Origin of the sequence: Streptomyces antibioticus (assembly GCF_002019855.1) — a bacterium.
GTDB classification, from domain to species: Bacteria; Actinomycetota; Actinomycetes; order Streptomycetales; family Streptomycetaceae; genus Streptomyces; species Streptomyces antibioticus_B.
The window spans coordinates 6,859,375-6,873,742 of record NZ_CM007717.1; the positions used below are offsets into that span (position 1 = coordinate 6,859,375).

Here is a 14,368-nt window from a genome sequence, read left to right on the forward strand (position 1 = left end):
TCAGTCGTTGCAGGTCAGAGGTTTGATTCAGGGGGTGTTCACCGAGAGGCTCGGAAGGATGTCCTAAATCAATTCCCGGGGCCGGGAAACACCGGCGGCGCGTCCGAAAAAACCTCGCGCACGATATTCCGTGCGTCATTCCGCACGTATCGAGGCGCCTTGACGGTCCGACGGCCGGTCGTGCAGAGTGATGCGTCGGCAGATGATCGTTCCCCGACCAGACGATTCCCGCGCCGTCGGGCGCATCCGTTTCCTTACGCCATTCACGGCCACCGTGCCGCTATTTCGGCCACCGTGCCGCCTTTCCGCCACCGAGTTCACCGCGTGCCGCCCCGGCGCGTCGGTCCGGTGCGCGGGCGGCCGGTGGTGCCGCGTACGCCTGTTCCGGCTTCACCCGCCCCCGGCCGCCCGCCGGACGGGCGGGCGGGGCGCGTGAACACCCGCTCGCCAGTTGAGGGTTGGTGCCATGTCAGTCCACGAGCACGAACGTCGACCGCTGTCGGGAGCCCAGGAGGGACTGTGGTTCGCCGGGCGGCTCGCGCAGCACGCCGCCGCGTACAACACCGGTGAGTACGTGGAGATCCACGGGCCGGTCGACCCGGAGCTGTTCGAGACCGCGCTGCGGCGGACCGTGGCGGAGGCCGACACCTTCGCGCTGCGCTTCGCCGACACCCCGGACGGGCCGCGCGCCGAACGGGCCGAGGATCCCGGTGACTGGCCGCTGCACCGTGTCGACGTCAGCGCCGAACCCGACCCCGGGGCCGCCGCCGAGGACTGGATCCGGCGCGATCTCGCCATCCCCTGCGACCTGGTGACCGGGCCGCTGTTCTCGCACGCGCTGATCACCGTCGCCCCCGACCGCCATCTGTGGTTCCTGAGAGCCCATCACATCCTGCTCGACGGCTACAGCTACAAGCTCGTCGCCCGCCGGCTCGCCGACACCTACAGCGCCCTGGCCGCCGGGGAGGAACCGCCGCCGTCCCGCTTCGAGTCGGTCACCCGGCTGCGGGACGAGGAGGAGTCCTACCTCGCCTCCCCGCGCCACACCCGCGACCGCGACCACTGGGCCGCCCGGCTCGCCGGACTGCCCGCCCCCGTACGGCTCACCGAGCACACCGCGCCCCCCACCGCCCCCTTCCTGCGCGCCACATGCGACCTCACCCCCGCCGAGGCCGCCCAACTGGCGCTCACCGCAGGCGCGTCGGAGGTCTCCCGCACGGACCTCGTCGTCGCGGCCGTCGCCGCCTACCTGCACCGCATGACCGGCGCCGACGACCTGGTGCTGGGCCTCGCCACCATGAGCCGGCCGGGCTCGGCCGCGCTGCGCACCCCCGGCACCGCCTCCGACATCCTGCCGCTGCGGATCCGCACCGAACCCCTCGCCCCGGTCGGCGACCTGCTCCGGCACGTGGCCGCCGAACTGCGCGCGTTACGCGCCCACCAGCAGTACCGGGGCGAGTCCGTCCGCCGCGACCTCGGCCTGCTGGGCGCCGGAAACCGGGTGCACGGCCCGGTCGTGAACATCGTGCCCTTCTCCGAGGACCTGGTCTTCGCCGGGCACCCCTCGACCTCCCACCACCTGTCCGGCGGCGCCGTCGAGGACCTCCAGATCTCCGTCCGTCCCGGCGCCGAACCCGGCGGCCTGTGGATCGCCTTCGACGCCAACCCGGCCGTCTACGAACAGGCCGAACTCGACCTGCACCTACGGCGGTTCCTGCACCTCCTGCGCCAACTCACCGCCGCCGACGCCCAGTCGCCGGTGGCCGACCTCACGCTGCTGCTGCCGGGGGAGGAGCCCGCCACCCGGCCCGCACGCTCCTACCCGGTCACCACCACCCTCACCGCCCGCTTCGAGGAACAGGCCGCCCGGACACCCGACGCGCCCGCCCTCACCTACGACGGCGAGACCCTCGGCTACGCCGCGCTCAACGCCGAGGCCAACCGCCTCGCCCGGCTGCTCACCGGCCACGGCGCCGGACCCGGCCGCGTCGTGGCGCTCGCGCTGCCCCGCTCCACCCGTCTGGTCGTCGCCCTGCTCGCCGTCCTGAAGACCGGCGCCGCCTATCTGCCCCTGGACACCGGGCACCCCGCCGAACGGCTGCGCCTGGTCACCGAGGACGTCCCGCCCGCCGTCCTCGTCACCGACACCGGCACCGCCCCCACGCTCCCGCCGGTCCCCGCGCCCACCGTCGTGCTCGGCACCCCGGAGACGGACGACGACCTCGCCGGCCGCCCGGCCGGGAACCTCACCGACGCCGAACGCACCGGCGCCACCGGCCCCGACGACATCGCCTACATCATCCACACCTCGGGCTCCACCGGCCGCCCCAAGGGCGTACCGATCCCGCACGCGCACGTCCTGCGGCTCTTCGCGGCCGCCGCCGAGCACTTCGACTTCGGCGCCGACGACGTGTGGACGCTGTTCCACTCGTACGCCTTCGACTTCTCCGTCTGGGAGATCTGGGGGCCGCTGCTGCACGGCGGACGGCTCGTCGTGGTGCCGTACGACGTCAGCCGCTCGCCGCGCGACTTCCTGCGGCTGCTGCGCGCCGAGCGCGTCACCGTCCTCAACCAGACGCCGTCCGCCTTCGAGCAGTTGATCCGCGCCGACCTCGACGAACCCGGCGACCCCTGCGCCGGTCTGCGGTACGTCGTCTTCGGCGGCGAGGCGCTGCGCCCCGAGCGGCTGCGGCCCTGGACCGAGCGGTACGGGCTCGACGGGCCCGCGCTGGTCAACATGTACGGCATCACGGAGACGACCGTCCATGTCACCCACCACCGGCTCACCCCCGCCGACCTGGACGACCGGCAGCGGAACGGCGTGATCGGCGTGCCGCTCGCCGACCTCTGCGTCCACCTCCTCGACACGGCCGGGAAGCCCGTCCCGCCGGGTGTCACCGGGGAGATGTACGTGTCCGGGGCCGGCGTCGCCCCCGGCTACCTCGACCGGCCCGAGCTGACCGCCGAACGCTTCCTGCCCGACCCGTACGGGCCGCCCGGCGCGCTGATGTACCGCACCGGCGACCTCGCCCGCCGCACCGCCGACGGCCTGCTCCGCTACGTGGGGCGCGCCGACCAGCAGGTGAAGATCCGCGGGTTCCGCGTCGAGCCCGGCGAGATCGAGGCCGTCCTCGCCGCCCACCCCGCCGTCGCCGCCGCGGCCGTCGTACCCCGGCCCGCCGAGGACGGGGAGACCCGGCTCGTCGCCTACGCCGTCCCGGACACGGGGGACGGCGCCGAACCGCCCGAACCGGCCCTCCTCCGCGCCCACTTGGCCGAACGGCTGCCCGCCCACATGGTCCCGGCCGCGACCGTCCTGCTGGACGCGCTGCCGCTGACCGCGAACGGCAAGCTCGACGTCCGCGCCCTGCCCGACCCGCAGTTCACCCCGGCGCCCGCCGCCCAGCGCCCCACCACCCCCGAACAGGCCCTCGTAAGCGCCCTGTTCGCCGAGGTGCTGCGGCTGCCCGCCGACTCCGTCGGGGTGGACGACAGCTTCTTCGAACTCGGCGGCCACTCCCTGCTCGCCGTACGCCTGCTGGCACGGCTACGGGTCGAGGCCGGCCGCGAGATCCCGCTGGCCGTCCTCTTCGACACCCCCACCCCGGCCGCGCTCGCCGCCCGCCTCGCCGCGGACGCCACGACCGCACCCCCGCTGCCCGCACTGGAACCGGGCCCGCGCCCCGAGCGCGTACCCCTCTCCTACGCCCAGGAACGCATGTGGGTCCTCGACCGCCTCGACGGCGCCGCCGCGACCTACAACATCCCGCTGGTCGTCCCCCTGCACGACACGCTGGACGACAACGCGCTGCGCGCGGCCCTGGCCGACGTCGTGGACCGGCACGAGAGTCTGCGGACGGTCATCGCCGACGGCGACCGTCCCGACGGGCAGCCGTACCAGCGGATCCTGCCACCCGGTGCGCTGCGGCCCGAGGTGCGGGTCGTGGACTGTCCGGGCGAGGAGGTGGGGGCGCATGTCGCCGCCGCCGCGCGGCGCCGGTTCGACCTCACCCGTGAAAGCGCCCTGTGGGCGGGGGTGTTCGGCAGCGGTGACACCCGCACCCTGCTGATCGTGTTCCACCACAGCGCCGCCGACGGCTGGTCGCTGCGTCCCTTCGCCGACGATCTGAGCGCCGCCTACGAGGCCCGCCGCGAGGGCCGCGCACCGCACGGCAAACCGCTGCCCGTGCAGTACGCCGACCACGCCCTGTGGCAGCGCCGGGTGCTGGACCCCGGCCCCGGGGGACCGGGCCGCGCCGCGCACCTCACCGCGTTCTGGCGGGAAGCCCTGGCCGGGCTGCCCGAGGAGAGCACCCTGCCCGCCGGCCGGCCCCGCCCCGCCACCGCCCGGGGGCACGGCGCGAGCGTCTCCGCCACCGTGGACCCCGCCCTGCACCGGGCGCTGCTGCGGCTGGCCGAGACCGAGGACACCAGCCTCTTCATGGTGCTGCACACCGTCCTGGGCGCCCTGCTCTCCCGCTGGGGCGCCGGCCCCGACGTGGCGATCGGCACGCCGGTCGCCGGACGCTCGGAACCCGCCCTGGACGATGTGATCGGCCTGCTCACCAACACCCTCGTGCTGCGCACCGACACCGCGGGCGACCCGGCCTTCCGGGACCTCCTCGCCCGTACGACCCGCGCCGACCTCGCCGCCCTCGACCACCAGGACCTGCCGTTCGACCTGCTGGTGGACGCGCTCAACCCGCGCCGCCACCCGGCCCGTCACCCCCTCTTCCAGGTGATGCTGGCCCTCCAGAACAACGAACCGGCCGTGCTCCGGCTCGGCGACCGGCGCACCCCGCTGCGGCCCACGGCGACCGGCACCGCCAAGTTCGACCTGTTCGTGGACGTCCTCGAACGGCACGACCCGCACGGCACACCCGACGGCCTGGACCTGCACGTCGAGTACGCCACCGACCTGTACGCCGCCGACACGGTCACCCGCTTCACCGAGGCGCTGACGGCCGCGCTCACGGCGGTCTGCGCCGACCCCGGCCTGCCCGTCGGCGCCCTCCCGGCCCCGCCGGCCGCCACCGGCAGCAGCCCCGCCCCCATGGACTCGGCGGCCGAACTCGCCGCGGCCGCACGGACCGTGGCGGGCGTCCGGGACGCCGTCGCCCTGCCGCCCGAGGACGCGCCGGGCCCGCCGTCGCTGTACGTCGTGCCCGGCCGGGCGGGCGCAGCCGCCCAGGTCGAGCAACTCCTCGACGACAACTCCGGTGCCACGCCCCGGATCACCGCCGTCACCATCCTGCCGCGCACCCCCGACGGCGGCCTCGACACCGCCGCGCTGCGCGCGCTGCCCGCCGTCGACCGCACCGCCGCCACCGCGTGGGGGGACCTCCTCGCCCGCGTCCCCGGCGTCCACACCGCCGAGGCCGAGGTGGAGGACCTCGCCGAGGACCTGGGCCGCGTCCACACCGGACCGCCCCGCACCGCGACGGCCGCGCCGGGCAACGCCCCCGACGCGGACGCCGTACGGCGGGAGCGGGTGCCGGCGCTCAGCGAGGGCGGGCCGCTGCCCGAACCGTCCGTGTCCGGCTGGGCCGAGGCGCTCACCCGGGCCGCCGAACGGGCGCACGGCGAGATCGTGCACGTCCGCGCCGACGGCTCCGAGACCCGCCGCGACTACGCCTCCCTCGTCACGGAAGCCTCCCGCGTCCTCGCCGGACTGCGCGCGCACGGCCTGCGCCCCGGCGACAAGGTCGTCCTCCAGTGCTCCGACACCGAGGACTTCGTCGCCGTGCTCTGGGGGTGCGTCCTCGGCGGGTTCGTCGCCGTCCCGCTGACCGTGCCCGCCTCCTACGAGACCTCCTCGGCCGCCCTGACCAAACTGGAGGGCATCTGGCGGATGCTGGACCGGCCGTGGATCGTCGCCTCGCCCGCAGAGGAGCCCGGACTGCGGCAACTCGCCGACGACGGGCCGCTGTCCGGCGTCCGGCTGACCACCGCCGACGCGCTGCGCCGGGCGCCCGAGGACCGCGACTGGCACCCCGCCGCCCCCGACGACCTGCTCCTGATGCTGATGACCTCCGGCAGCACCGGCCTGCCCAAGGCCGTCCGCGTCACCCACCGCGGTGTGCTCACCCGCTCCGCCGCCACCGAGGCGACGAACGGCCTCGGCGCGCACGACGTCAGCCTCAACTGGATCCCGATGGACCATGTGACCGGCGTCGTCATGTTCCATCTGCGGGACGTCTACCTCGGCTGCCGCCAGATCCACGCGCCCACCTCCTGGATCCTGGAGGACCCGACGCGCTGGATGGACCTCGCCGACCGGCACCGGGTCAGCGTCACCTGGGCGCCCAACTTCGCGTTCGGACTGCTCGCCGCCCAGGCGGACCGGTTCGCGGACCGCGCCTGGGACCTGTCGCCGATGCGGCTGGTGATGAACGCCGGTGAGGTCGTCGTCGCCTCCGCCGCCCGCGCCTTCCTGCACACCCTGCGCCCGTTCGGCCTGCCGCAGGACGTCATGCACCCCGGCTGGGGCATGTCCGAGACCTGCTCCGTCGTCACCGACGCCGTCCTGCCCGCCGAACCCCCGGGCCACGACGAGGCGTTCGTGAGCTGCGGACTGCCCTACCCCGGGTTCGCCATGCGGGTCGTCGACGACCACGACACCGTGCTCGCCGAGGGCGAGGCCGGCCGCTTCCAGGTCCGCGGCACCTCCGTCACCCCCGGCTACCACGACAACGCCCGTGCCAACGCGGAGGCGTTCACCGAGGACGGCTGGTTCGACACCGGCGACCTGGCGTTCCTGCGCGACGGCGAGCTGTACATCACCGGCCGGGTGAAGGACGTCATCATCGTCAACGGCGTCAACCACTACAGCCACGAGATCGAGTCCTGCGTCGAGCAACTCCCGCACGTGGTACGGAGTTTCACCGCGGCCGTCGCCGTGCGCAGCGACCCCGACGCCACCACCGACGAACTCGCCCTGTTCTTCCACCTCGCCCCCGGCCAGGACGAGGCCGCCGCACTGCGCGAGATCGCCGGCACGGTCACCCGGGAGATCGGCGTCAGCCCCGCCCACCTCCTGCCGGTCGCCCCGGAGGACATCCCCAAGACGGAGATCGGCAAGATCCAGCGCACCAAGCTCCGCAAGGGCTTCGAGGCCGGCGACTTCGACGAGCGGGCCCGCGCCTCCCAGATACTGCTCGGCACCGCCGCCACTCTGCCCGACTGGTTCCTGCGGCCCGTGTGGCAGCGCGCCGGACTGCTGCACCCGCCCGCGCCCCCGGCCGGACGCCACACGCTGGTCCTCGCCGGGAACGGCACCCGGGCCGCCGCGCTGGCCACGTCCGTCGCCGCCCGGCTGCGCGCCGAGGGCGGACTGTGCACCGTCGTGGCGGACGGTCCCGCGTACGAGCGTCTGGACGCCGCCCGTTACCGGGTGCGCGCCGCCGACGCGGACGACCACGGCAGGCTCCTGGACGCCCTCGCGGCCGACGGGCGAGGCGTGGACGCCGTACTGCACCTCGGCGCGCTGGACGCGACCGTCGTCCTTCCCGAACCGGACGACGACGACCCCGCACTGTCCCTGTTGGCGCTCACCCGTACGCTGACGGACCGTCACGACCAGGGCCGGGACACACCGTTGACCCTGCTCCTAGTGACGAGTGGCGCGCAGGCCGTGCTGCCCGACGACCCGGCACCGGCCTGCGCCCACGCCCCGGCGGTGGGCCTGCTCAAGTCGCTGCGGGAGGAACACCCCTGGCTGCGGGGCGTGCATGTCGACCTTCCGGACGGAGACGCCGGTGATGCGACCGCCTTCCTGCTCGCCGAGGCGGCGGCCCCGCCCGTCGACGCCGAGATCGCCTACCGTGACGGCCACCGCCATGTGCGCCGACTGGCCCCGCTCGCCGACCCCGTGCCACGCACCGCGCCCCCGTCCACCGAGGGGTTCCACCTGGTCAGCGGCGGGCTGGGGGGCGTCGGTGCCGAGGTCGCCGCGCATCTGCTCGGCACCACGCCCGGCACTCGGGTGCTGCTCATCGGCCGCGGGGAGGCGAGCGGCGGTCCGGAAGGGCAGGTCAGGGCCGATCTCCTGAGCCGTCTGGGCCGGCTCGGCGAGGTGCGTCACGCCCGCGCCGACGTCACCGACCCCGGCCAGGTCCGGGCCGCCGTACGCGAGGCCGCCGAGGCGTGGGGCGTACCGCTCACCTCGATCCTGCATCTCGCCGGAGCCTTCGCCGAGCGGCCCGCCCGCGACCTGGACGCCGGTACTTGGCGGGCCGCGCTGGACGCCAAGGTGCGCGGCGCCCTGACCCTGCACCGGATCGCCGCCGAACACCCCGTCGAGTCCTTCGTCACCTTCTCCTCCGTCAACGGCTGGTTCGGCGGCTCGATGAACTCCGCCTACGCGGCCGCCAACGCCTTCCTCGACGCCCTCGCCGTGCACCGCCGCCGTTCCGGGCTGCCCGCGCAGAGCCTCGCGTGGAGCATGTGGCGCGAGACCGGCATGAGCCGCGGCTACGGCCTCACCTCGCTCACCGAGGCCCGCGGCTACCGGGTGCTCGACACCGCCGCCGCGCTGCGCTCGTTCGACTTCGCCCGCTCACTGGACGAACCCCATCTGCTGATCGGCGCCGACCGCACCGCCCCCTGGGTCCGCAGCCATGTCGTGGGCCCGGTACGGCAGGTGCGGCGGGCCGTCGCCCGCGTCGGACTGGACGACGGAACCGACCTCGGCGCGCTGTACACCGCCGCGGCCCGGGGCGCCGAACACCTCGCGGGCGCCTGGGTGTTGCGCTCGACCGGCACCGCGCGGCCGGCCGCCGACCCGGGTGCCGAGGAGGAACTGCGGCGGCTGGAGGCGCGTTTGGCGGAGATCTGGTGCCGGGTGCTGCACCGCGACCGGGTGGGCCGCGACGACAACTTCTTCGACCTGGGCGGCAATTCGCTGCTCCTGGTCGGAGCCCGGTCAGCGGTCAACGAGGCGTTCGGCTGCGAGCTGGGGGTGGTCGACCTGTTCGCCCGCCCGACGGTACGGGACCTGGCGCGGCACTTGTCCGGCCTGGCGGCCGTGTCAGGCGCACCCGCCGTACCGGACGCGCCCGAGGCCGCCGCTCCGTCGACCCCGCTCGACCAGGCCCGTGCCCAGGCGCAACGGCAACGCGCGGCCCGTGGCGCCCGCCGCGCGGACCGCACCGCACGCGAACGAAAGGACCGGCGCGATGGCTGACCCCGTGTCTGACCCCGTGTCTGACTCCATGGCGGACCACTTCACCGGGCAGGACGACGACGCCCCGCCCGCCGTGGCCGTGATCGGCATGGCGGCCCGCTTCCCGGGCGCCGACGACGTCGACACGTTCTGGGAGAACCTCGCCGCCGGACGGGACGCCGTACGGCCCGTCACCGACGAGGAGTTCCTCGCGGCGGGCGGAGACCCCCGCGACCTGGACGACCCGAACCTCGTCCGGATGGCGTCCGTCATCGACGGCATCGACCGCTTCGACGCGGAGTTTTTCGGCTTCAGCCCCGCCGAGGCGGCGGTGGTCGATCCGCAGCAGCGGCTCCTGCTGGAGACCGCCTACCACGCCCTGGAGGACGCGGGCTGTCTGCGCGCGGCGCGGGACGGCACGACCGGGGTCTACGCGGGCGCGGGCGACAGCCGTTACTACCCCGGCCATCTGCACCCCCGCTACGCCGGGCAGCCCGGTTCGGTGGCGCTGGTCCACGCGGCCACCGCCAACTCCCTGGGCACACTGGCCACTCGAATCTCCTACGAGCTGGGCCTGACCGGGCCCAGCCTGTCGCTCCAGACGGCCTGCTCGACCGCGCTGGTCGCCCTGCACACCGCCTGTCAGGACCTGCTCGACCACCGCTGCGACACCGCGCTCGCCGCCGCCGTCTCCCTCAACCCCTCGGCCCTGCTGGGCTATCGGCATGTGCCCGGCGGGCCGTTCTCGCCGGACGGGCGCTGCCGTGCCTTCGCGGCGGACGCGGCCGGCACCTCCTCGGGCGACGGCGTCGGCGCGGTCGTCCTCAAGCGGCTGGCGGACGCCCTCGCCGACGGCGACCGCATCCGCGCGGTCGTCCGGGGCTCGGCGGTGAACAACGACGGCCGCCGCAAGGTCGGTTTCACCGCGCCGAGCGCCCCCGGCCAGACGGAGGTGGTCCTCGCCGCCCAGGCCGAGGCCGACGTCGACGCCGGCACCATCGGCCTGGTCGAGGCGCACGGCACCGCCACCCACATCGGCGACCCCATCGAAGTGGCCGCGCTGACCGAGGCGTTCCGGCAGAGTACCGACCGGCGCGGATTCTGCGCCCTGGGGTCGGTGAAGACGAACATCGGACACCTCGGCGCCGCCGCCGGGATCGCCGGATTCGTCAAGGCCGTCCTCGCCCTGGAGCACCGGCGGATCCCGCCCAGCCTCCACTTCGACCGGCCCAACCCGCTCATCGACTTCGCCTCCGGACCGTTCCGGGTGCCGACCACGCTGGAGGAGTGGCCGGCCGCCGATCACCCCCGGCGCGCGGCCGTCAGCGCCTTCGGCGTCGGCGGCACCAACGCCCACGTGATCCTGGAGGAGGCCCCGGCCACCACCGAGACGCCGGCCCCGGCCCCGGCCGCGCCCGACGCACGCCGCCACGTCCTCCCCCTCTCCGCCCGCACCGCCGGCGCCCTCCCCGGGCAGGCCGAGGCCCTCGCCCGCCACCTGGAACGCCACCCGGCGACCCGTCTGGACGACCTCGCCCGCGCCCTGCGCACCGACCGCCCGGCCCTGCGCCACCGTACGGCCGTCACCGCCACCACCGTCGCCGAGGCCGTGACCGCGTTGCGCACGCCCGCGCCGCCCCTGCCGCCGGTGCCGGACGATCCGCCGCGGGTGGCGTTCCTGCTGCCGGGCGGCGGCACCCAGTACGTGGGCATGGGCGCCGGCCTGTACCGCGACCACGCCGTCTACCGGGACACGGTGGACGACTGCGCGCGCATCCTGCGGCCGGTGACCGGCGACGACCTGCGCACCGCGCTGTTCGAGCGGGTCGAGCCGGGCAGCACCGACGCGTTCCTGGCCCTGGTCGTCACCGAGTACGCCGTCGCCCGCACGCTGATCGAGCAGGGGGTGCGCCCCGACGCGTTCATCGGTCACTCCCTCGGCGAGTACACCGCGGCCTGCCTGGCCGGTGTCATGGACCTCGAAGAGATGCTGCCCGTGGTCGCCGAACGCATCCGGCTCATCGCCGCCTGCGGCGGAGCCACCGTCGGTGTCGCGGCCCCGGCCGAGGACCTCGCCCCGCTGCTCGGCCCGGATCTGTCGCTGGCCGCCGTCAACGGCCCCGAAGCCTGTACGGTCGCGGGCCGCACCGAGGCCGTGGAGCGGCTGGAGGCCGAACTCGCCCGCAGGGGCGTGCCGTTCCGGCGGCTGCGGATGCCGGCCGCCGCCCACTCGCACGTCCTCGATCCCGTCCTCGGCACCTTCGCCGACCGACTGCGCACCCTGCGGCTCCGGCCGCCCGCCGTGCCCTACGTCACCAATGTCACCGGCACGTGGATCACCGACGCCCAGGCCACCGACGTCGGCCACTGGGTCGCCCACACCCGGCGCACGGTCCGGTTCGCGGACGGGATCGCCGCTCTCTGGGAGCGCGACCGGCCCGTCCTGGTGGAGATCGGGCCCGGCGACGGCATGGTCAAACTGGCCCGCGCCCGTCTCGCGGACGAGGCACCGGTGACCGTGACGACCATGCGGCACGCCAAGGCCGAGGGCCCCGACGGCTTCGTCCTGGCACAGGCGCTGGGCCGGCTGTGGGCGGCGGGGGTGGACGCCGCGCTGCCCGATGTCACGGACGGCGCGCACCGCCGCCGCGTCCGGCTCCCCGGGTACGCCTTCGAGCGGCGCCGGCACTGGATCGACGCCCCCGGCGCCACCGCCCCCGCCCACGACGACGACCCCGCGCCCGCCCCCGAGGCGACCGGCGCCCGTGTCCCCCGCCCCCGGCTGACCACCGAGCACCTGGCGCCGCGCACGGCCGAGGAGCGCGCGGTCACCGACCTGTGGGAGGAGGCGCTCGGCGTCCACGGGATCGGCGTGCACGACAACTTCTTCGACCTCGGCGGCGACTCGATGCGGGCCGTGCTGCTGTCCGGACGGCTCCGCCAGACCGGGGTCCTCGACGTGCCCGCGGCCGCGCTGCTGGCCACCCCGACCGTCGCGGGACTGCTGACCGCCGCCCGGCGGGCACCCGGCCCCGACGCCCTGCGCCCGCTGCTCCCGCTGCGCGCCGAGGGCACCGGGACGCCCCTGTTCTGCCTCCACCCCGGTGCGGGCGTCTCCTGGCGGTACGCCGGACTCCTGCCCCATCTCGGCGCGGACCAGCGCGTGTTCGGCGTCCAGGCGTTCGGCCTCGACGGCACCCGGCCGCCCGCCCCGGACGCCGCCGCGATGACGGCCGGGTACGTGGACCTGATCCGCGAGGTCCAACCACAGGGCCCGTACCGGCTGTTGGGGTGGTCCTACGGCGGTTTCGTGGCCCACGCGATGGCCTGCGCGCTCCAGGAGCAGGGCCAGGAGGTCGAGTTGCTCGCCCTGCTGGACGCGCCCCAGCCGCACGGCACCACCCACGACCCCGTCCAGGCGGAACGGCAGGTGGCGGCGCTCCTGGCCCGCGTGGCGGGACTGGACCTCCAGGGCCCGGACACCCGTGCCGCCGATGTCGATGCCGTGCTGAGCCGGATCCCCGAGGACCCGGCCGACGACCCGACGACGGCCGCCCCCGTGACCCGTGCCGAGGCCGCCGCGATCGCCGCCGTGATGCGCAACAACCTGCGCATCGCACCGCAGTTCGCGCCCAAGGTGTTCCACGGCGACGTGCTGTTCTTCAGCGCCACCCAGGACGCCCCCGGCACCGGCGACGACCTCTCGCTCGCCCCCGGCAAGGCCGACGCCTGGCGCCCCTGGGTCGACGGCTCGTTCGACGACCACGCCGTGCCCTGCGGCCACTACGAGATGACCGAGCCCGCCCCGATGGCCCTCATCGGCGCGGCGGTCGCCAAGGCACTGCGCCGGAACGCCGGTTGACCGCCGCCCGCCCCGACCCTTCCACCAGCAGCACCGGACCGACGCTCAGGAGACTGCCCGTGACCAAGGACCTGTACGAACTCGGCGACGCCCCCGAACTCGGTACGGCACCCCGGCGGATGTACGCCTCGCTCATCCGTCAGGAGCGCTACGGCGAGCCGATCGGCGCCTTCCGCACCGAGGTGGTGGACGTGCCGCCGCTGCTGCCCGGCCAGGTCCTGATCAAGGTGATGGCGGCCGGCGTCAACTACAACAACGTGTGGGCGGCGCTGGGTTCACCGCTCGACGTGATCGGCGCCCGGCAGAAGCAGGGGGCCACCGAGGACTTCCACATCGGCGGCTCCGACCTGTCCGGCATCGTCTGGGCGGTCGGGGAGGGCGCGCGCGGAGTGCGTCTCGGTGACGAGGTGACCGTCCTCGCGTGCCGCTGGGACGAGTCGGCCGAGGACATCCGGCTCGGCGCCGACCCGGTGACCTCCTCCTCGCTGCGGGTGTGGGGCTACGAGGAGAACTACGGCTCCTTCGCCCAGTTCGCGGTCGTGGACGACTACATGGTGCATCCCAAGCCCGCCCGACTGAACTGGGCGGAGGCGGCCTGCTTCATGGCGACGGCGGCCACCGCGCACCGGCAGTTGTTCGGCTGGCAGCCGCACACCGTGCGGCCCGGCGACCCCGTCCTCATCTGGGGCGGCGCCGGCGGTCTGGGCAGCATCGCCATCCAGCTCGTCAAACACGCGGGCGGCATCCCGGTCGCCGTGGTCTCCAGCGAGGAACGCGGCGAGTTCTGCATGCGGCTCGGCGCCAAGGGGTGGATCGACCGGCGGGAGTTCGACCACTGGGGCCGGCTGCCGCACACCGACGACGAGGCCGCGATGAGCGCCTGGCTGTCCGGCGCCCGCGCCTTCGGCCGCCGCTACTGGGAGGTGCTGGGGGAGCGCCGGGCGCCGCGCATCGTGCTGGAGCACTCCGGCGCCGACACCATCCCCACCTCGATCTACATGGCCGACAACGCGGGCATGGTCGTCATCTGCGGCGGCACCACCGGCTACAACGGCGATGTCGACCTGCGGTTCCTGTGGATGCGGCAGAAGCGGCTCCAGGGTTCGCACGTGGCCAGCCGGCGCGAGGCGCGCGAGGTGACCCGGCTGATCGACCAGGGTGCGATCGACCCGTGCCTGTCACGGACGTTCGCCTTCGAGGAGATCGGCCTCGCCCACCAGCTCCTGCACGAGAACCGGCACCCGGCGGGCAACATGGCGGTCCTGGTCAACGCGGCCGCGTGAACGACGTCGGCGTGGCCGCGTGAACGACGGGAGGGGCGGGCGACACCGCGTCGCCCGCCC

Annotated in this window: 3 protein-coding genes; all 3 read left to right on the forward strand. The window is 74.9% G+C overall.

The window, feature by feature from the left end:
• Nucleotides 1–466 precede the first annotated feature (466 nt).
• The 3 genes from AFM16_RS31040 to ccrA are packed head-to-tail and all read left to right on the forward strand — an operon-like array spanning nucleotide 467 to nucleotide 14,308.
• Entirely contained in the window at nucleotides 467–9,184 is an 8,718-nt protein-coding gene (locus tag AFM16_RS31040) for a non-ribosomal peptide synthetase (protein WP_078635718.1), read from the forward strand.
• Between the two features lie 16 nt (nucleotides 9,185–9,200).
• Nucleotides 9,201–13,025 (forward strand): type I polyketide synthase, encoded by a 3,825-nt coding sequence (locus AFM16_RS31045; protein WP_245177841.1) that lies wholly within the window; start codon nucleotides 9,201–9,203, stop codon nucleotides 13,023–13,025.
• A 53-nt stretch (nucleotides 13,026–13,078) separates the two neighbouring features.
• Nucleotides 13,079–14,308, forward strand: coding sequence for a crotonyl-CoA carboxylase/reductase (gene ccrA, locus AFM16_RS31050; protein ID WP_078637147.1), 1,230 nt, complete (start codon nucleotides 13,079–13,081; stop codon nucleotides 14,306–14,308).
• Nucleotides 14,309–14,368 lie beyond the last annotated feature (60 nt).

Bases quoted from the DNA above. Each gene is read 5' to 3' on its own strand.
- AFM16_RS31040 (WP_078635718.1), top strand. From the start codon at position 467: ATGTCAGTCCACGAGCACGAACGTCGACCGCTGTCGGGAGCCCAGGAG.